At 42.5% G+C, this 21,518-nt stretch carries 14 protein-coding genes; 9 read left to right on the top strand and 5 right to left on the bottom strand.

Annotated elements, in window-relative coordinates; genetic code table 11:
• The first annotated feature begins 67 nt into the window (after positions 1-67).
• The 5 genes from AC1DUD_RS13510 to AC1DUD_RS13490 all read left to right on the top strand — a co-directional run bounded on the left by AC1DUD_RS13510 (position 68) and on the right by AC1DUD_RS13490 (position 13,212).
• Positions 68-2,854 (top strand): ABC transporter permease, encoded by a 2,787-nt coding sequence (locus AC1DUD_RS13510; RefSeq protein WP_477375207.1) that lies wholly within the window; start codon positions 68-70, stop codon positions 2,852-2,854.
• 194 nt (positions 2,855-3,048) lie between these two features.
• The gene (locus tag AC1DUD_RS13505; protein WP_477375206.1) at positions 3,049-5,478 is read left to right on the top strand and encodes an ABC transporter permease; all 2,430 of its coding nucleotides are present in this window, start codon (positions 3,049-3,051) and stop codon (positions 5,476-5,478) included.
• A 254-nt stretch (positions 5,479-5,732) separates the two neighbouring features.
• Positions 5,733-8,117: an ABC transporter permease gene (locus tag AC1DUD_RS13500; RefSeq protein ID WP_477375205.1), complete on the top strand. Its 2,385-nt coding sequence runs from the start codon at positions 5,733-5,735 to the stop codon at positions 8,115-8,117.
• A 245-nt stretch (positions 8,118-8,362) separates the two neighbouring features.
• Positions 8,363-10,723: an ABC transporter permease gene (locus AC1DUD_RS13495; RefSeq protein WP_477375204.1), complete on the top strand. Its 2,361-nt coding sequence runs from the start codon at positions 8,363-8,365 to the stop codon at positions 10,721-10,723.
• Positions 10,724-10,818: 95 nt separating this feature from the next.
• Positions 10,819-13,212 carry an ABC transporter permease gene (locus AC1DUD_RS13490; RefSeq protein ID WP_477375203.1) on the top strand — a complete coding sequence of 798 codons (2,394 nt, stop codon included), beginning with the start codon at positions 10,819-10,821 and terminating at the stop codon, positions 13,210-13,212.
• 259 nt (positions 13,213-13,471) lie between these two features.
• Here AC1DUD_RS13490 and AC1DUD_RS13485 read toward each other — a convergent pair whose 3' ends face one another.
• Positions 13,472-13,882: a BrxA/BrxB family bacilliredoxin gene (locus AC1DUD_RS13485; RefSeq protein WP_477375613.1), complete on the bottom strand. Its 411-nt coding sequence runs from the start codon at positions 13,880-13,882 to the stop codon at positions 13,472-13,474.
• A 200-nt stretch (positions 13,883-14,082) separates the two neighbouring features.
• Here AC1DUD_RS13485 and AC1DUD_RS13480 point away from each other — a divergent pair, with 200 nt between their 5' ends.
• From AC1DUD_RS13480 to ahcY, 3 genes are all read left to right on the top strand, one after another.
• A complete protein-coding gene (locus AC1DUD_RS13480; protein ID WP_477375202.1) occupies positions 14,083-14,949 on the top strand; it encodes a M23 family metallopeptidase in 867 nt (288 codons plus the stop codon).
• Positions 14,950-15,065: 116 nt separating this feature from the next.
• Complete coding sequence (locus AC1DUD_RS13475) at positions 15,066-15,449, top strand: bactofilin family protein (RefSeq protein ID WP_477375201.1); 384 nt, start codon at positions 15,066-15,068, stop codon at positions 15,447-15,449.
• Positions 15,450-15,582: 133 nt separating this feature from the next.
• Positions 15,583-16,899: an adenosylhomocysteinase gene (ahcY, locus tag AC1DUD_RS13470; protein WP_477375200.1), complete on the top strand. Its 1,317-nt coding sequence runs from the start codon at positions 15,583-15,585 to the stop codon at positions 16,897-16,899.
• 103 nt (positions 16,900-17,002) lie between these two features.
• On the opposite strand, the gene AC1DUD_RS13465 is transcribed toward ahcY, so the two are convergent.
• A complete protein-coding gene (locus AC1DUD_RS13465; protein WP_477375199.1) occupies positions 17,003-18,817 on the bottom strand; it encodes a hypothetical protein in 1,815 nt (604 codons plus the stop codon).
• A gap of 272 nt (positions 18,818-19,089) precedes the next feature.
• Here AC1DUD_RS13465 and AC1DUD_RS13460 point away from each other — a divergent pair, with 272 nt between their 5' ends.
• Complete coding sequence (locus AC1DUD_RS13460; protein ID WP_477375198.1) at positions 19,090-19,593, top strand: hypothetical protein; 504 nt, start codon at positions 19,090-19,092, stop codon at positions 19,591-19,593.
• Between the two features lie 407 nt (positions 19,594-20,000).
• Here AC1DUD_RS13460 and AC1DUD_RS13455 read toward each other — a convergent pair whose 3' ends face one another.
• Genes AC1DUD_RS13455 through AC1DUD_RS13445 form a run of 3 tightly spaced genes read right to left on the bottom strand, consistent with a single transcriptional unit; the run spans position 20,001 to position 21,497 of the window.
• Complete coding sequence (locus tag AC1DUD_RS13455; RefSeq protein WP_477375197.1) at positions 20,001-21,002, bottom strand: polysaccharide deacetylase family protein; 1,002 nt, start codon at positions 21,000-21,002, stop codon at positions 20,001-20,003.
• A complete protein-coding gene (locus AC1DUD_RS13450; RefSeq protein ID WP_477375196.1) occupies positions 20,983-21,261 on the bottom strand; it encodes a hypothetical protein in 279 nt (92 codons plus the stop codon). The genes AC1DUD_RS13455 and AC1DUD_RS13450 overlap by 20 nt, the downstream gene beginning before the upstream one ends.
• Positions 21,258-21,497 carry a hypothetical protein gene (locus AC1DUD_RS13445; protein ID WP_477375195.1) on the bottom strand — a complete coding sequence of 80 codons (240 nt, stop codon included), beginning with the start codon at positions 21,495-21,497 and terminating at the stop codon, positions 21,258-21,260. The genes AC1DUD_RS13450 and AC1DUD_RS13445 overlap by 4 nt, the downstream gene beginning before the upstream one ends.
• Positions 21,498-21,518 lie beyond the last annotated feature (21 nt).

Raw genomic sequence — 21,518 nt, 5'->3', positions numbered from 1 at the left:
GGCACATGTTTTATTCAACACTAACAGTAGTGTACTGCCTTTTGATAAACTAAAACCTGTTTGAGATATGGGCTTAGATGACCAAGTTTGGAACCTGGCTTCAAAGAAATTAGCTAACGAAGCTTCGACAACCGAGCTGCGGGAGTTAGAGGCTTTGCTGGCTGAAAATCCTGAGCTGCATAGTCAGCTTAAATTGATGTCGAAATGGTGGGATGACGGAGAAGAAAAGCCTAAGAGTGATAGTGGGGCTTTGTTTGGCAGGATCCAGGCGAAGATCAAAGATATTGAGGGAAGTACAAACCCAACTAAGGCTAACGCCGAAGAACCACCAATTGTTAAACAAGTGACGAACCGGCAGCCAGATTATAAAAGTAGTAAGAAATTAGGACAACATAACCCTTTTTTAAACAGCACCACTATGATCAAAAATTATTTAAAGATCGCTTTGAGGCAGCTGCGCAAGCAAAAAATGTATGCCGCCATTAAAATTGGCGGCTTCGCCTTTAGTATTGCTGCCTGTCTTCTAATTGCCCTGTATATTAGTGATGAGTTGAGCTTCGATAAAAGCTACCCCAACGCCAATAACATTTACCGTTTAATTGGAGATTATCATGACGGTGCCTCGCGTGAAAAAGGCGTTGACTGGCCTTCAGTTATGGGGAAAGTGATCAAGCAAGATTTTCCGGAGGTGGAAAAATCAGGTAGGTTGATGCCTAATTCATTATTTTGGGGAGCAGGCAGTAATGAGCTAAAACGTGCCGACCAGACCGATAATACGCACGAAGAAGGTTTTGCTTACGCCGATCAGGGCCTTATCGATATATTAAATGTACCCATGGTTTACGGCGATGCCAAACACGCGCTCACCGAACCTTTGAGTATGGTGATTTCAAAAAGTAAAGCAGACAAATATTTTCCCGGCCAAAACCCGGTGGGTAAGGTGATGTTTTTGAATAACAACAAAACTAAGCCCTTTAAAATAGCTGCCGTAATGCAGGATCTGCCGCATAACTCGCACCTGCATGATTTTAAGTTTTTGATAACCCTTGCCGGCGTCGAATTTTGGAATGGCGAACAAGCAACCTGGGATGCCAACAACTATCACATTTATATGGCGCTGAAACCTGGCACCAACATACCACAGTTTGAAAAAAAGGTTAGTAATAACATTCTTAAAAACTATTATGTGCCCAACATGACCCGCAATGGCGATAAGAGGGCAAGCCGGGTAATGGATGTATTTAGCATGAAAGTGCAGAATGTACAGGATATCAATTTGCGCTCCTATGATATTCATGATGGCATGTCGCACGGGGATATGCGGTTTATCTGGCTTTTCGGCGCGGTGGCGGGCTTTATTTTGTTGATTGCCTGTATCAACTTTATCAATCTTTCAACTGCAAAATCGGCCAACAGGGCCAAGGAGGTGGGTTTGCGCAAAGTGGTCGGCTCGCAGCGCAGCGGGCTCATTCAGCAGTTTTTGTCCGAATCATTATTATACAGCTTTTTCTCTTTTGTTTTAGGGCTAATATTAGCCTGGATCTTGTTGCCATATTTTAATACGCTGGCATCCAAATCGCTCAGTATGCCATGGACGCAATGGTGGCTGGTGCCGGTAATATTAGCTTCGGCTTTTCTGATTGGTATTGTGGCCGGTATTTATCCCGCGTTTTATCTGTCGGGCTTTAAACCTGCCGATGTGCTTAAAGGTAAATTAAGTGTCGGTAGCAAAAGCTCGGTACTCAGGAACGCGCTGGTGGTCTTCCAGTTTACAACATCCATTATCCTGATCATAAGTACAGTGGTTATTTATAACCAAATGCAGTTCATCCTCAATAAAAAGGTAGGTTTTGAAAAAGACCAGGTGGTGATGATCCAGGGCACCAATACACTTGATAACCAGGTGAAGACATTTAAAAACGAATTGGTAAAACTTCCCACAGTAAAAAGTGCTTCTATCAGCGATTTTCTGCCGGTTTCTGGCACCAAACGCAACGGTAACGAGTTTCATAACGAAGGTAAGGAAAAGGAAGAAGCGGGTGTGGGCGGCCAGTTTTGGGATGTTGATCATGATTATCTGAAAACACTGGGCATTAAATTGGTAGCAGGCCGCAATTTTAACCCGGATATGAAAACCGACTCGCAGGCGGTGATCATTAACCAAACCATGGTTAAAAGACTGGGCCTTAAAAATCCGATAGGCAAAAAGATCGTCAATTATGGCCCGGGTAAAATTATTATTGGCGTGGTGCAGGATTTTAATTTTGAATCTATGCGTGATGGTATCGAACCGATGGTGCTTCATTTAAGTCCGAGTGAATCAATTGTATCGGTAAAAATAAAAGCTGGCGACGTGAAAACCGCTCTTGATCAAATTACCGCCACCTGGAAACAGTTCGCGCCCAATCAGCCCATCAGGTATACTTTTATGGATGAGCGTTTTGCCAGCATGTATGCCGATGTACAGCGTATGGGGCGCATCTTTACCAGTTTTGCGGTATTGGCGGTTATGATAGCCTGTCTTGGCCTGTTTGCTTTAGCTGCATTTATGGCCGAGCAGCGGAGCAAGGAAATAGGTATCCGCAAGGTTCTTGGCGCTACCATTGGTAACATCACCACTATGCTATCTATAAATTTTGTAAAGCTTGTATTCATAGCCATTGTGATTGCAACGCCGATAGCCTATTACGCAATGACCAAATGGCTGCAGGATTTTACCTATCGCGTGCCATTAAGCTGGTGGATGTTTGCCCTTGCCGGAATCGCGGCAATTATGATAGCGCTGCTAACAGTAAGCTATCAAAGCATTAAAGCCGCATTGATGAACCCGGTAAAAAGTTTGAAGGCGGAATAATTTGATTTCGGATTTCGGAGTTTCGATTTCGGAATTTATAAATATTGAAATGTCAAAATATGTCATTGCGAGGAGGAACGACGAAGCAATCGCATGCTATGCAATGCAGGGCCGCTCTGTATAGCATGCGGTTGCCACGCTTCGCTCACAATGACACGTAGCAGATATAATGAACCATTGAACAACTAATTAAGATGTTAAAAAGTTATTTAAAAACAGCATGGCGGTTTTTGTTGAAAAACAAAACCTTTAGTTTGATTAACATAATAGGGCTGGCAACAGGTACATTGTGCTGCCTTTATATTTTGTTGTACGTGCAGGATCAGTATAGTTATGATAAACAGCATAAGGATGTTAATGACATTTACCGTATCACCACTTCGCTTGAGTTAACCGGCGACAAGCATAATAGCTCAACAAGTTCGCCGCCTATTACACCGGCCATGAAAAGTGATTTTGGCGAGGTATTGCAGTTTACCCGCCTGGTAACTACCGAGGGTTTTGGGGCTAAACAGCACCTGTTGAAGTATAAGGAAAAATCATTCTATCAGCAAAATGCGGCGTATGTAGATTCTACCTTTTTTGATGTGTTCAATTTCCATTTCGTTAGCGGCAATGCCAATAAGGTACTGGCCGAACCTTATACCATCGTATTGCTAAAGCCGGTTGCTGATAAGCTTTTCGGCAGTGAAAATGCTGTGGGGAAAATGATCTCTATCGATAATTCATTTGGTAAGCATGATTTTAAGGTTACCGGGGTTATTGACGAAAGTGCCGGGCAGTCGCATATTAAAGCCAGTATGTTCATGGCCATGAATAGCGGTGGGTTAGGGCAGTATGTAAGGCAAAATAATACCTGGGCAGGTAATAACTTTTTATACGCCTATGTAAAACTGCGACCCAATGCAAGCGCAGCCGCGCTGGAGAAAAAGCTTCCGGAGTTTTTAAACAAATACGGTGCCGACCAGCTCAAGGCCATCGGCATGAAAAAGGTGCTGCACCTGCAACCGATAACTACCATTCACACAACGCCGGGGCACGAGCATGAACTTAGCAAAACGCTCGATCCGTCGTTCCTTTATATTATGATACTGGTGGCAGTACTGATACAGGTTGTGGCCTGCATCAACTTCATGAACCTTTCAACCGCGCGGGCATCAAAACGGGCCAAAGAAGTTGGTGTACGCAAGGTAATTGGTGCAGGTCAGGGTGATTTGATGAAGCAATTCCTGGGCGAATCATTTATGCTGGCCTTCATAGGTGTTGCTGTAGCGTTACCATTGCTGATAGTCCTGCTTCCTTATTTAAACCAGGTAACTCATACCGATATTCATTTGTCATTTTTTACCAACTATAAACTTTGGGTAATGCTGGTGGGAATGGTGGTGGTTACCGGTTTTGTGGCGGGGAGCTATCCGGCCTTTTACCTGTCGGCGTTTAAAGCCATTAAGGTGATCAAGGGGAATTTTACTAATCATATTTCGGCAGCAGGGATTCGTAAATCATTGGTGGTTTTTCAGTTTGTGCTATCGATAGTGTTGATAACGGGGATCATCGTGATATACAGCCAGCTTAATTTTGTAAAAAACAAAGACCTCGGTTTCGATCAGAATCAAAAACTCATCTTCAATTTTTATACCGAAACTACACAAGGCAAAATGAAAAATTTTGCAAATGATTTGAGGCAACTGGCCGAAGTTAAAACGGTAAGCAACGCCGATAATTACCTGAGCCAGTTTGTACCACACGATCATGGGGTTTATACTGCTGGCGGCAATATGGCTACCGCTATTGATGCACAAAATATCAATACCGATGAGTTTTTTGCCAAAGCCAACGGCATTAACATAATTGCAGGCAGGGATTTCCGGATAGGCGATACCACCCGTGTGCTTATCAATGAAACTTTATGTAAACGCCTGGGAATAACTCCGCAGGCTGCTCCCGGAACCAGGCTTTACACTCAATATGCTCCCGATCCGGTAAGTTTTGTTGAAATAGCCGGTGTAATGAAGGATTTTAATTACAATTCCCTGCACACAGATGTTAAGCCCTTTATGCTGGTTTACCGTAACGATCCGCGGCAGTTTAATGCAATGGTAGTATCAACCGATAGTAAAAACTATAAATCACTATTGAGCAAAATGGAGGCACTTTGGCGTAAGGACATTGCCGATGCTCCTTTTGAATATTCGTTTTTAGATACGGAAGTACAAAAGCAATATGAAACTGAAGTCACCCTGTCGCAAATTATCAATGCCTTTACATTAATGGCCATCGTGATCTCATGCCTTGGTTTGTTTGGTCTGGCAGCCTTCAGCGCCGAGCAGCGGAGCAAGGAGATTGGTGTACGCAAGGTTCTTGGCGCCAGTGTAACGGGCATTGTGCAGTTGTTATCAAAGGATTTTGTAAAGCTGGTACTGGTGGCCCTTGTCATAGCTACGCCAATAGCATGGTGGGGCATGAGCAAATGGCTGCAAGCATTTGAATACCGGGTAACCATAAGCTGGTGGATGTTTGCCCTGGCTGGCGTGCTTGCATTGGTAATAGCCCTTGTAACGGTAAGCTCCCAGGCCATAAGAGCCGCAAGGATGAACCCGGTTAAGAGTTTGAAAGCGGAATAGAGAGGTTGGTGGTTGGAGATTAGAGGTTGGAGGATTTCGGAATTCGGATGTTCGATTTCGGAATTAAGATATAATATAATCTATGTCATTGCGAGTAGCAGGTTGGGTAGTGCGTAAGCGCGACGCGGTAATTTCGTAGCCAATGCATGCGCGCCATGCAACGCCAATCATCTAAACGCGACGAGGTTGCCGCGCTATCGCTTGCAGTGGCATTGCGGCAGGTTGCCAATGAACCAATGAATTAAACTAAACCTATGATAAAAAACTATTTAAAAATCGCTATCCGTAACCTTACAAGGCACAAGGGGTATACATTTATCAATATTGCGGGCCTATCGGTTGGTATGGCTGTGGCTATGCTTATTGGCTTGTGGGTGCGTGATGAGCTTGGTTTTAATAAATACTATCAAAACTATGATCGCATTGCCCAGGTAATGCAAAACCAAAGCAATAACGGCGAAGTACGTACTATGCCTAACGAGCCGATCCCTTTGGGCGAAGAGTTGCGCAAAAGTTATGGCAGCAATTTTAAATATGTTACTATGGCCACCGGTGCCGGTACCCATACCCTGGCCTTTGGCAATAAGTTGCTGATGCAAAGAGGCGTTTATTTTGAGCCTCAGGCGCTGGATATGTTCAGTGTTAAAATGATAAACGGAGGCGGGGCTGTATTTAATGATCCTAACTCTATTATACTATCCGAATCGGCTGCCAAAGCTTATTTTGGCGATGAAGACCCGGTAAATAAAATCATGAAGCTTGATAACAAAGCTGTTGTAAAAGTTACCGGTGTTTATGAAGATATGCCTGTAAATACCGCTTTAGCTAATGCTTCATTCTTTTGCCCATGGCAGTTGTTTGCTAACAATAACCCATGGATGGAGCAGATGAAAAATGAGTGGGGACGCAGTGCTTTCCTGTGTTACGCGCAAATAGCTGATCATGCTGATATGGATAAAGTTTCGGCCAAGATCAAAAACGCGAAACTTAACAAATGCAATGCAGATGAAGCCGGGCACAAGCCCGAGCTTTTTCTGCATCCGATGAGCAAATGGCACCTCTATACCGATTTTAAAAATGGCGTGAGCGCAGGCGGCGCTATTCAATACGTATGGCTGTTTGGTATCATCGGTGTTTTTGTATTGATACTGGCTTGTATCAATTTTATGAACCTGAGCACCGCCCGTTCAGAAAAGCGGGCTAAAGAAGTTGGCATTCGTAAGGCGATAGGCTCGTTACGCGGGCAATTGATCCTGCAGTTTTTAACCGAGTCGGTTTCAATAGCAGTAATATCTTTTATCATAGCCGTTTGCCTGGTGCAGGCTTCATTGCCATATTTTAACCAGATTGCAGGTAAGCACCTTGGAATATTGTGGCATGATAATATGTTTTGGCTCGTATGTGCGGGTTTTACCTTCCTTACCGGTTTGCTGGCGGGTAGCTATCCTGCGTTTTACCTGTCATCATTTAAAGCGGTTAAGGTATTAAAGGGAACCTTTAAAGCGGGCAGGTTCTCTGCGGTTCCGCGCAGGGCTTTGATCGTTGTGCAGTTTACTGTTTCGGTGATACTTATTATTGTCACAATCATCGTGTTCAGGCAAATCAGGTTTGCCGAGGGACGTGCGATAGGTTATAATAAAGATAACCTGGTAACCTTATCCACCTTTGGTCCTGATATTCATAAAAACTTTGCGGTTATTAAAGATGAATTATTAAAAACAGGCGCTATCACCCAAATGGCCGAATCTGGCAGCCCTACCACATCAATTGGTACGTTTAGCGGCGGATTGGATTGGAAAGCGAAAGATCCTAACCTGGCGGTTGTATTCCCTAATATTGATATCTCCTATGATTATGGTAAAGCAATCGGCTGGCGGTTTAAAAGCGGCAGAGATTTTTCAAAGGCTTTTGCTACAGATTCATCAGGTTTTATCATCAATGAAGCCGCTGTAAAATATATGGACTTAAAGAACCCGGTAGGTGAAACCATCAAATGGAACGGGCAGCCTTACCACGTTATTGGCGTGGTAAAAGACTTGATCATGGATTCGCCTTATCAACCTGTGCAGCCATCCATATTTCATTTAAGCAATGATGCCAGCAGGATCGTTTTTATGAAGGTAAATGCTGCCGCAGGAACAGGCCAATCCCTCGAAAAAATTGAAAGCGTTTTAAAGAAGTACGCCCCGGCACAGCCATTTAACTATCAATTTGTAGACGAAGAATATGCCCAAAAGTTTGGCAGCGAAAAACGTACCGGGCAATTGGCAAGTTCATTTGCGGCGCTGGCTATTTTTATCAGTTGCCTTGGTTTGTTTGGCATGGCATCATTTGTAGCTGAGCAACGTACCGGCGAGATCGGCATCCGTAAGGTGCTCGGCGCTTCAGTAACTGTGCTATGGCGCTTACTTTCTGCCGAATTTGTACTGCTGGTATTGATAAGCTTATTTATAGCGATGCCTGTGGCCTGGTATTTTATGCACAAATGGCTGCAGCAATATGAATACCGGGCACAAATAAGCTGGTGGATATTTGCTTTGGCAGGAGCGGGGGCTTTCGTGATCACGTTGATAACGGTGAGCCTGCATACGCTGAAAGCAGCTATAGCTAACCCTGTGAAAAGTTTAAGGAGTGAGTGATCAGTGGTTGGAGATTAGAGGTTAGGGGATTTCGGAATGGGGATGTTCGATTTCGGAATTAAGAAATAATATAATCTATGTCATTGCAGGAGCAGGTTGGGTAGTGCGTAAGAGCAATGCGGCAATCCCGTAGCTAATGCATAAGCGCCATGCAACGCGGTTGTCCTAAACGTGACGAGGTTGCCACGCTATCGCTCGCAATGAGATGTAATGTTTGTTACCAATGAACCAATGAACTAAATGATATGTTAAAGAATTACATTAAAATCGCTTTCCGCAACATTGTTAAAAACAAGGTGCATGCCTTTATTAACATTGCGGGATTATCGGTAGGGATGGCGGTGGCTATGCTTATCGGTCTTTGGGTTTGGGATGAGCTGTCGTTTGATAAGTATCACAGCACCTATAACCGTATGGGGCAGATTATGGTAAACCAAGTGTCGAACGGCGAAACAATTACTTTCCGATCTACAGTGGTACCGCTGAGCGCTGATTTGCGCACCCGCTATGGCAGCAATTTTAAGCACCTCTCTCTTTTTTGGTCGGCGGCGCATATTCTTGCCGTGGGGGATAAAAAAATAACACAAACCGGTGGCTGGGCAGAAGCAGATATGCCGGCAATGCTGGCGTTGAAAATGGTTAAAGGCAGTTATACCGATTTTAAAGATCCGTCGTCCATGATCATATCACAATCGGTAGCTAAAGCACTTTTTGGTGATGCTGATCCCCTTAATAAAACCATCAAAGCCGATAATAAAACAAACCTGAAAGTTATTGGCGTTTATGAAGACCTGCCGCGCAATACCTCGTTTTATGAAACGAGGTTCCTGATGCCTTTTTTTAACAAAAACAACTGGTGGAGCACCCAAACTGCCGCCTGGGATAATCATGGTTGTTCGCTATATGTGCAATTGGCCGATAATGCCGAGTTTGATAAGGTTTCGGCTAAAATAAGTAATGTTACCAAAGCGCATTTTAAATCCTATGATGAAACTATCCAGGTGCATCCTATGAGCAAATGGCACTTGTACGGCGATTTTAAGAACCGGAAACCGGTAGGGGGCCGTATTGAAATGGTATGGTTATTTGGTATCATCGGCGTGTTTGTACTGCTGCTGGCTTGCATCAACTTCATGAACCTGAGTACCGCCCGCAGTGAAAAACGCGCTAAGGAAGTAGGGATCAGAAAGTCCATCGGTTCGTTGCGCTCGCAATTGGTTAACCAGTTCCTCAGCGAATCTGTAGTGTTTTCCTGCCTGGCGTTGCTAGCCACCTTTGGGATAATTTTGATAGCGCTGCCATTATTCAACCACATTGCTGATAAACAAATTTCACTGCCGTGGGGTAATGCCTGGTTTTGGCTGATGGTTTTAAGTTTTACATTGTTTACCGGTATTGTAGCAGGCAGCTATCCGGCGTTTTATCTGTCGTCATTTGAGCCTGTAAAGGTTTTGAAAGGCACATTTAAGGTTGGTCGTTTTGCTTCGCTGCCGCGGAAGGTGCTGGTTGTAGTACAGTTCACTGTTTCGATAACGCTTATTATCGGTACAATCGTTGTTTTTAGGCAGATCCAATACGCCAAGAACCGGCCTGTTGGCTATTCGCGGGCTGGGCTGCTAACCTTTGAAATGAATACCCCCGAAATTTACGGGCACTATGAAGCTATGCGTAACGACCTGATCCAAACAGGGGCAGTTGAAGATATGGCCGAATCCAACAGTACAACTAACGAGATCTGGGCGCGCAACGGCGGTTTTGAATGGGAAGGTAAGGATCCCAAGTTTGAGCCAACATTTGCTTCAATTGCCATAACTTACGATTATGGGCATACTGTAGGCTGGAAAATTGCCCAGGGGCGTGATTTTTCAAGGGACTTCCCAACCGATACCGGGGCTTTTATCATGAATGAATCCGCCGTGAAAATGAGCGGGATTAAAAACCCGGTAGGTAAAGTGATCAGGTGGAATAAACAGGATCATGTTGTTACCGGAGTGGTTAAAGATATGGTGATGGAATCACCTTACAACAAGCCGGTTGCTTCGATATTTATGATGATCCCGGGTTGGGTTAACTTTATAACTTTAAGGGTTAAGCCAACTATGCCTATGCAGGAAGCATTGAAAAAGATTGAACCGGTATTTAAAAAATATAATCCCGGCAGCCCGTTTGATTTTAAATTTAATGATGATGAGTATGCAAGCAAGTTTTCGGACGAGCAGCGCATAGGTAACCTGGCCACCATATTCGCGGTGTTAGCTATATTTATATCATGCCTTGGTTTGTTTGGCCTGGCCTCATTTGTTGCCGAGCAGCGCATCAAGGAAATAGGGGTACGCAAGGTGCTCGGGGCTTCTGTAGCCAACCTGTGGCGGTTGCTCTCAACCGAGTTTGTGGTACTGGTTACCATATCGCTGTTTATTGCCATACCGGCAGCTTATTACTACATGAGTAGCTGGCTGCTCAAGTATGAATACAGGTCGACAATTACCTGGTGGATCTTTGCCGCATCCGGCGTAGGCGCTGTGGTGATAACTTTGCTAACGGTAAGCTATCATGCTGTAAAAGCGGCGCTGGCAAATCCGGTGAAGAATTTGAGATCAGAATAGATTTGTCATTATGCGTTATTTGCTTTGCGTCATTAGGTCATTGAGCAGGCAAAATGAAATAATGACTCAATGACCAAATGACTAAGTGAAATATCATGTTTAAAAACTATTTAACCATCGGGTGGCGAAACCTTGTTAAGAACAAGGCGCATACGCTTATTAACATTACGGGCCTATCGGTGGGTATGGCTGTTGCTATGCTCATAGGCCTTTGGATCTGGGATGAGTTATCGTACAATAAAAACTTCAATAATTATGACCGGATAGTTCAGGTATGGCAAAATCAGACTTTTAACGGGGTAACCAGCTCGCAAACGGCCATGCCAATACCTTTGGGTTATAAGTTGAGGAGTGATTACAAACACGATTTTAAATATGTGGTACTCTCTTCCTGGAATTACGGGCATATTATGGCCTATGGCGATAAAAAACTCACTAAAGAGGGCAGTTATATGCAGGCCGAAGCGCCTGACCTGCTTACTTTAAAAATGCTGAAAGGTACACGGTCGGGCTTGACTGATCCGTCGTCTGTTTTACTTTCCGCTTCACTGGCAAAGGCCTTGTTTGGTGATTCCGATCCCATGCTTAAAACTATTAAAATTGACAATGTATGGAATGTTAAGGTGACTGGTGTTTATGAAGACATGCCGCATAATTCCGACTTTCGCGAACTGGGTTTTATAGCGCCCTGGGATTTGTATATGACCACAGCGTCGTGGCTTAAACGCGCCGAAACCCGCTGGGGCAATAATTCGTGGCAGATTTTCGCACAGCTGAAACCCGGCATCGACGCCCAAAAAGTATCTGCTGAGATCAAAGACCTTAAACTGCACGCCATCAAAGCGCAGGGCGATGATGTTGGCGCCAGCTTTAAACCGGTAGTGTTTCTGCATTCAATGAGTAAATGGCATCTTTACTCAAACTTTAAAGATGGCTTTAATGTTGGCGGCGATATTAAGTTTGTATGGATGTTTGGCATTATCGGCGTATTTGTGCTGATGCTGGCCTGTATCAACTTCATGAATCTGAGTACCGCCCGCAGCGAGAAACGTGCCAAGGAAGTGGGGATCCGTAAAACGGTAGGCTCGTTAAGAAGCCAGCTGATCAGCCAGTTTTTTGTCGAGTCGGTAATATTAGCTTTGTTTGCTTTTTTAATTTCGGTTTTGCTGGCGCAGCTTACGCTGTCGTGGTTCAATAATGTGGCCGATAAAACCATGCACATCCTTTGGGGCAACGCCGTTTTCTGGCTGCTGGGTTTAAGCTTCAGTATTTTTACAGGGTTGATTGCAGGGAGCTACCCGGCATTTTATCTGTCGTCCTTTCAGCCGGTTAAGGTTTTGAAGGGGACGTTCAAGGCCGGCCGTTATGCGGCAGTGCCGCGTAAAGTATTGGTGGTGTTACAGTTTGCTGTGTCGGTTACGCTGATTATTGGTACTGTCATAGTTTTCAGACAGGTGCAGTTCACCAAGAACAGGCCTATCGGCTATGTGCGCACGGGATTAGTACAAATAGATATGCGTACCGATGAAATTCATAAACATTTTGAAGCCGTAAGGAACGATCTGCTTAAATCGGGCGCTATTATTGAAATTGCTGAGTCGGGTAGTCCGCTTACCGCGGTGTATTCAAACAATAGCGGCCTAAACTGGCGGGGTAAACCTGCCGGTTTGCAGGATGACTTCGCCACGATAACCCTTAGTCCGGAGTTTGGCAAAGTTGCCCAGTGGCAATTAATTGAAGGCCGCGATTTTGAACGCAATAAAATGGGTGACTCATCAAGCATGATCGTGAATGAAACTGCCGCCCGTTTCATGAATTTTAAGCATGCGGTAGGTGAAACAATAGATTGGGGCAAAAAATATAAGATCATCGGTGTTGTGAAGGATATGATAATGTCATCGCCATATGAGCCGGTTAAGTCGTCGATATTTTTGCTGGATAATGACCCGGGCGGGCTTGTTGATATCCGCTTAAACCCCAAATTGAGTGCTCACGATGCCATTGCCCGGATAGAGACAGTCTTTAAACAATATGCTCCTGGCAGTCCGTTTGAATATAAGTTTACCGACGAAGAGTATGCCCGCAAATTCACCAATGAAGAGCGCATAGGCAAACTGGCCGGTTTTTTCACACTGCTTGCTATCTTTATCAGTTGTATGGGCCTGTTTGGGATGGCATCATTCATGGCCGAGCAGCGCACCAAAGAAATTGGCGTACGCAAGGTATTGGGGGCATCTGTATTTAGCCTGTGGCGGTTAATGTCGAAGGAGTTTGTGATACTTGTATCGATATCTTTATTATTTGCTATACCCACAGCCTACTACTTTATGGAGGGCTGGTTGCAGGAATATAAGTACCGCGCTGTATTATCCTGGTGGATATTTGGCCTTACCGCAATAGGAGCTATCGCAATAACACTGCTGACTGTAAGCTATCAAAGTATAAAAGCAGCCTCGATGAACCCGGTAAAGAGTTTGAAAACGGAATAAGTTTAATTTCGGATTTCGGAGGTTCTATTTCGGATTTTTTTATGGATTACGCTGGTTGATTTTTGATTTCACCGATTGGTTATGAACCAGGCTTTTTAGAAATAAGGAGGAAATAATTGAAGGGACAAGCAATTCTGTAAATCCTTTCATTCTGTAAATTCTGATTCAGACAGCATCAAATAAAAAGAGCTGAAGGATTTTCCCTCAGCTCTTTTATGTTTTTTAGCTTTCTGCTTTAAGCCTTCGGCTTTCAGCTCAATTAGCAGTATTGTTCAAACGCGTCGATCAGGTTATCGGCAATCATTTGTGCCGGGCGGCCTTCTATCTGGTAACGTTCAATGATATGTACCAGTTTGCCATCTTTAAACAACGCCATAGCTGGTGATGACGGTGGATAAGGCAGCATATAGTTACGTGCTGTATCAACAGCTTCTTTTTCCATACCGGCAAAAACGGTTACCAGTTTATCGGGGTGTTTACCATTTGCAGCTGCAATTTTGGCAGCCGGGCGCGCATTTGCTGCAGCACAACCACATACCGAGTTCACCATTATAAATACTGTACCTTCGCTTTCAATAGCGTTTTTTACAGCATCGGCATCTTTTAATTCTTCAAAACCAACCCTGGTCAGATCTTCCCGCATCGGGGCTACTAAATATTCCGGATACATCATTTCTTTTTGCTTTACAATAAAATCAGTATCACAAAAATAAGAAATGATACTTGGTTTACGTTTATAAAAACACAATAATAACAATTGGTTGACTATTAACGTAGAAGGCTATTCTATTGATAACCTGTTTATAGACATTTAATATTGTTTTATTGACAGTAATTTATAACTTGCATTCCCTAATTTATTTGAATTTGATGAAACCTAAAACATCTGATATTAGTACTGTTGTTATCATCAACAAAAATCAGCAGCATACAAAATCATTGCAAATAAAAACCAAGCACCTTAACAGGCTTAAACATTATGCATGGAGCATAGTAGCTGTTGTAACAGCACTTGGTGGTTTGGTGTTTTATCTTCATCATAAAAGCGCTGCGCAGGAAGCCGAAAATTTACAGTTACAGGCGCAGATAGCCAAACTTAAAGGTAACATGCCGGTAGTTAAAGCACAGGTAAATACCCAGGGTACGGCGCAATCCTATATCCAGTCTATCGAGGTAAAGCTTAAAACCATAAACGAATATTTAAGAAGGCGAGGCCTTAAGGGATTTGCCGTAAAAGGCACCGGTGGCAGCGGCAATAATGAGGCAGCCAAACTTCCGGATAGTGAGGCTTACAGCCTGTATGATGATTATCTTAAACATTTAACAAGCACAATTGCGTTTACGCCAATGGGCTACCCGAGGATCAGTTCATTTACCTCGTTTTTTGGTTACCGTAGTGATCCTTTTAATTCAGAACATGCCGAGTTTCATCCTGGTATTGATTTTCAAGGCCGTCGGGGCGATGAGGTGAAATGTACTGCGAGCGGTAAAGTAGTTTTTGCGGGATGGGCCGGCGGCTATGGCAACTGCATCAGGATCCAGCATATCAATAACCTGGAAACCCTGTACGGCCATCTTTCAAAAATTGAGGTGAAGGTTGGCCAGCAGGTTACCGTGGGCGATAATATAGGAAAAGTGGGCTCAACCGGCCATTCTACAGGTACGCACCTGCACTATGAAGTGCGCAAAAATGGGAAACCAATTAATCCCGTAAATTTTTTAACCCTGAATAAATAAGTTTCGAGTCGGAAGTCTTAAGTTCAAAGTCTTAAGCTGGGAGTCGATAGTTGACCACCCCGTTTTTTTGCCTTAAGATTCATGACCACAGACTTAATACTTATAACTCACAAAACATGGCTATTTTTTCTAAAAAAGATAAGGTTGCGCTTGACCTGCAGGCAATATCAACCCTCATTAGCGAAGGCAGTATATTAGAAGGGAACCTGAAAGCTCCGGCATTTGCACGTATTGACGGATTGGTTAATGGTGATGTAAATGTTGATGAAGGCCTCATCCTGGGCGAAAAAGGGGAGGTTAGGGGTAACATAACTACCAAAGAAATATTTGTTTATGGTTCGGTAACGGGCGATATCAATACCTCATCTCTCGAAATAAAAGCTACTGGACGTATCACCGGCGATATTAGAACACAAAATCTGGCCGTTGAAAATGGTGGTGTTTACAACGGGAACCTGGCCATGCTCCAGGCAGAGAAGCAAAAGCAACTGCAGGCGTAAAATAACTCAATGAGTTTTATTAATGCTTTACAATTGCTTTACAACAGGTTGCACATTCTTGTTTCTGAAAACCAAACATTTCATTTTCACAAGGATATAAGTTAACTTTGTACTCTCAAAAATAAAAATCGATATGTCATCAGTAGAAACTGCATTCGTTAAATACAAAGTAAAAGATCTGTCGCTGGCAGAGTGGGGTCGCAAAGAAATTGAACTGGCTGAGGCTGAGATGCCAGGCTTAACGGCTTTACGTAAAGAGTATGGTCCGAGCCAGCCGCTTAAAGGCGCAAGGATTGCCGGTTGCCTTCACATGACCATCCAAACCGCTGTTTTAATTGAAACCCTGATCGCGCTTGGCGCCGAAGTTACCTGGTCGTCATGTAATATATTCTCAACTCAGGATCACGCTGCTGCTGCTATTGCCGCCGCCGGTATTTCTGTTTATGCCTGGAAAGGTATGAATGCCGAAGAGTTTGACTGGTGTATTGAACAAACTTTATTTTTTGGTGAAGACCGTCAGCCGCTTAACATGATCCTTGATGATGGTGGCGATTTAACCAACATGGTATTGGATAAATACCCTGAATTGATTGCCGCAATCAAAGGCTTATCAGAAGAAACCACTACCGGTGTACACCGTTTATATGAGCGCATGAAAGCAGGTACTCTGCCAATGCCGGCTATTAACGTAAACGATTCGGTTACCAAATCAAAATTTGATAACAAATACGGTTGCCGTGAATCATTGGTTGACGCAATCCGTCGTGCTACCGACGTAATGATGGCCGGTAAAGTGGCTGTTGTTTGTGGTTATGGTGACGTAGGTAAAGGTTCGGCCGATTCGCTACGCAACTCCGGCGTACGTGTTATCGTTACTGAAATTGACCCGATCTGCGCCCTTCAGGCAGCTATGGAAGGCTTTGAGGTTAAAAAATTAGGTACAGCTATTAAAGAAGCTGATATCGTTGTTACAGCAACAGGCAACAAAAACATCGTTCGCGAAGAGCATTTCCGTGCTTTGAAGGATAAAGCTATCGTTTGTAATATCGGTCACTTTGATAACGAAATTGACATGGCCTGGTTAAACGGTGCTTATGGCAATACCAAAATCGAAATCAAACCACAGGTTGATAAATACACTATTGATGGCAGCGATGTTATCGTATTGGCCGAAGGCCGTTTGGTTAACTTAGGTTGTGCAACAGGTCACCCAAGCTTTGTAATGAGTAACTCGTTCACTAACCAAACTTTAGCTCAGCTGGAGCTTTGGACAAATGGTGGCGCTTACAAAAACGAAGTTTACACCCTGCCAAAACATCTTGATGAAAAAGTAGCCCGTTTGCACCTTGCTAAAATTGGTGTTGAGCTGGAAGTACTTGATCAGGATCAGGCCGAGTACATTGGCGTAACCGTTGAAGGTCCGTTTAAACCGGAGTACTATCGTTATTAATTTTTATTAGGTTAAAGGCGAAAGCTTTTTGCTTTGAAATATAAAAGGCATGGTTTTTTGACCATGCCTTTTTGAGTTTATGAGATTATAAATGAATATAGGGTTATTTATTCCCCCATACACTTGTTAAGCTTAAAGAATAACCCAACTGCAACTGGCTGTATGATTGCGTGTTATTGCTAAGGTTTATATAATGATGATATCTGAAAAATAATTTATTGCCTGTATCTCTCTTGCCATAGTACATCAAGTCAATGCTCGGAGAAGCCCAGTACTCAGTATAGCTGTTTTTTATTTTTGCACTTTCTTTTATATTGACGGCGTGGAATGGAAGTGAGAGTGTTAGAGCAAAATTATTATGACGGGCTACGGTTATTTGTGGCTCGATGTACCACTCGTTTAATGTTACTGTTCTGAATGAAGTATCAATGATGGTTCTGGCTTTATCTTTAAAAGTAGTATCTGATACCCTGCTACCCACGAAATTATAGCCCACATTAATTTGCCAGTCATTTAATAGGTGTTTCGGGAAGGGTGATGGTAAGCCATGTAATAGATTCAATTTTACGCCTACTGAATAGTTTGAGCGTTGGAAAAGGTCTCCTCTATTAATACTATCCTTATTTATTAGCATTGTTCCTTTAAATTTACTGTCATACTTTGATAAACCTCCTTCAAAAGAAAGATAGTTTAGATAAACTGTTGCCCCATTTTTAATATTCTTTGTATTGGTGATAAATTTTGCTTCAGCTTGAAACTGTGCAATTCCATTCGGTTCTCCGCTAATGCCCTTTATGTCCGTAAACGCAGATACATTTACATAAGAATTTATGGAGGTAGACTCTCTTAGTAAGAATAACCTGTGAATGCTATCTGGAGTAAGTGTTATATCAAAATCAGCATAGGGCAGATCGGTATACGATCGCATTGGCGTGTAGCTAACGGCGTCATCGAGAAAAATATATCTATAATCTCCATCACTGTGATATTTCTGCTTTTCATAACGTAGGGTATCTCCGTTTCTTGAATCCATGTGGGCCAAATCAATTACGGCCGATTTATTCCTAAAAATACCCTCACCCGTCGTTACCACTATTTCGCGCATTATTCCTTCCCGAGCAAGTATGTGCACTTTTTGAATTGGGGTTTTTATGATTTTTAAAGGGTTATCAAATTTGTCATACCTATAATGCTTTTTTTTATAATAAGATATCAATTGCCCTTTTTCCTTAAGAGAATCCTTTAAGTCCGGGTCAATGCGCACTTTTACAAATACATTTAATGTATCATACATTTTAAACTGAGCTATGACTTCCATTGAATCCATTTGAGCGGCAATAGTAGCTTGTTGTATCCGTATTCGATCACTTTCTGTTTTGGCCACTTTTTTTAGGGAATCAATATTTTTTTTTAACATAGAACTATCTGTTTTTAGCGTGGCGGTTTTTTGAGCCAGCCTTGCGACATCAGTTTTAAGTTTAGTTAGTAAAGTATCGTAATTTAACTTTTCGTTTGATAGGGATTGCTTGATCGCCTGGAGATTCTGAATCTGCATCTTTATGTTTTTTTGCGCTCTCACAAGTTCTAAATTCGCATTCCGATTTCTTGTTGCTATCGTCTTCAAGCTATCGATCTTTTTCTGTTCAGCATTTACTTTTCGTTCAGCCTCGATTTTTGTAGCACTAAGTTTATCAACTTTAGTTTTACCTGCGTCTACATGATCAATTAATTTAATAATTGAAGAGTCGGTTCTGATGGTGTCTGATTTTCCTTCTTGTGCCGATGATTTAGTTGATAAGCCTAATATGCATATGAAGAAAAATAAGCAGCTTAAGTTATAATTATGTTTTAATCCGAATAGGGATAGATTACAGCACAGCCTTGCCATACCGGTAATAACAGGTGATAATGGGGTCATAATGATAGGGTTAGGTTTTAAAACTAATAAGAATATTTTATATATAAAATACCTGTTTATAGCTATTTTATAATTGTAACTTATTGCTTGGCAAAAATGAAAATTAACTCTATTTAACAATTATGCCGCATATCCTATAATTTAATTGGTGTAGCTTTAATCATAATTCTAACCTGTTTATATATATTAAAATGCTCTGCACCTGCTTATTATTCTTTACGTTAAAATATACATGTTTTAGCCAGCAAGCATTACCTGTATATCCGTTACTTGTGCCTGAAAACTGGCATACCGAAAAGTTTGTGTTGCCGCCGCCATTTGTTGATACGTTGCCATTTAAGGGAACGGAAGATATCCGCTTTTCGCCAGACTGGGCTAAGAAAGGCAGTGAAGGTTATTGGACCTATGCTTTTTTATGGACAATAGCAGGTAAAACAACTTTTACTCAAGCCAAGCTTGAAAAGTACCTGCATGATTACTACACCGGACTGGTAAACGCTAATTTAAAAGAAGCTAAAATTGACACTGCAATTGCCACCCCGGTAAGAGTAAAACTTCAAAACGCAAAGAAAGATGATACCGACATCCAGTCATTTGAAGGCAAGGTTGAGATGATGGATTATATCACGCAAAACCCATTAAGACTCAACCTTCGGATCCATGTTAAAAAAGTGAAACGTGGTGTTAGTATTTCCGCTGTTTATTTTGAAGCATCGCCTCAGCCATATGAGCATAAAGTTTGGGTGCAACTGGATGATCTTGATAAAGGTTTGTAACAAGTTTTCCATTAACCACTCCTCGTGATCGTATAACGAGCAATATTGCCGTGAAGCGAGCCCTTCAAAGTACTTACGTAAGCCAGTTTTCATTGTGAATCTTTCCGTAATTAATATGAAAAACTGAGGAATTAATACCTATAAATATCGTCTGATATGAAAGAAATAAATTGTAACAAACATGATACAAATTTAAAAATTCATATTAAATTTACAATTCAATAACGGGTATCTACACCCGGATTTGTGATAAGGTTTAGGTTTAAAGCCCCATGCAGCGAGTGTTATGGGGCTTTTATTTTACCTGCCTTTTTGCTGCTGAACTGGCGATGAAAGACTTACGAAGTTTTTAAAACTTCGTAAGTCTGCATATCTACGCCAATTGCCACTTCACACTGCCAACCAAATCACGGCGCTTCGCTAAACTCCTCATCCACACTTTCCCTCAAATCATACAATAACCATTGTTTACCTGCAATGGATCGTGTTTTTGATTGAAGCAATTTAATAAAATCGTTAACACCAACGGGTTCATTGCCATTGCCATGTATTAATACAATGCTGCCGTTTTGCGGTTGCTGACCTTTAGCCAGCCAGGCATCAGTACCAACCGGGATAAGCCCGAAGTTGGTGATCTGGTATACCAACTGCTGATCAGATACCAGGCCTGGGAACCGGAAAAATACTGATGGTAACAGTCCGTTGCGCAGCATGGCCTGTTCCGTTTCCAGTACCTCATAATTGATATCGGTGCCAGGTTCAAGCAAGAAGTTTTCTTTAAGCGGGGCTTTCATACTTACCCGGTGATTGAAGGAATGATTGATCCAGGTGATATAGATCTCGCGGTTGGCCTGCATTTGTTTTAACCAGGCCAGGTCCTGCGGGTGCTGGCGCATCCAGATACCTGTTACGGAGAGCGCGATAGGAACCGGCCGCTCTACTTTTTTAAATTCGGTAAAAATATCAGTGAAAATCCGTTTATCCAGCGGGCGGTGCGATGGGCATAGGTCGGCTGTAAGGCTGATACCCGTTTGCCTGGGGATGCCGCTTTCAATACCTGCATCCTGTATGTTTATAGACTGCTTTTCGGCTTTGGAAAGGGCTTTCTGATACGGGGTGCTTTTGAAAAATTCGCGCACCTGCTCCATGCTCATGGGCTTGACCTGGTAAAAGCTGCTTTCGTTTATTTTGGTTTCAAGCGTTTGCGGGTTTACCATTAGCAGATAATTACGCCCTTCATTATCAAAACGGCGCAGGATCATCCAATCCTGCGGATAGTTATGCGCCCAGCCATAGTAAGCTTTATAATTCTCGATTTTACGGTAAGTGGTTTGTGCCGATGTTTGCTCAACAAAAGCAGCAAAGCATAGAAACAGAGCAGGTATTAATTTAATTAATGTTTTGTTCATGGTGTTTTGCATTCCAGTTTTTCCCGGTGAGGAAAGAACTTGCGACTAATATCAGCATAAAAACAATTAGTACAATTGGCAGTAAATGTTTAGCGCTGTTGATAATTAAAGAATACCTGCCGGCTTGTTCACCTATATGGGGGACTGCATTTGGTAAAGCGGAAAGTGGAGGATATATTGTCCATCCAGGCTGTGGAAGGGATTTTATAAATAATGATAAAGAATATAGCCAAATGAGTGATAAAAAGGCAGCTGTCATAAGGATGAGGTTTTGAAATCGTCTTTTATAGCCCGCAAATCTTTAACAAGGTAAATTAAGGTTATCAACAAAAGCGATACAGGCAAAACGATAGTTGAACGGTCAATAACAAAATAAGTATCATGTAATTCGATATCGAGTAATGTCTCGCTCGTTGATACTTTTATGGTAAGCCACGTTGCCGTAACAACTATCACTATAATTGCCAGCTCGATAATCAATTGCTTAGGTTTCATGACCTAAAGTTAAATATATCG

It is taken from the genome of Mucilaginibacter sp. P4_A11, from assembly GCF_056402535.1.
This window is presented reverse-complemented; position numbering and strand designations above follow the sequence as displayed.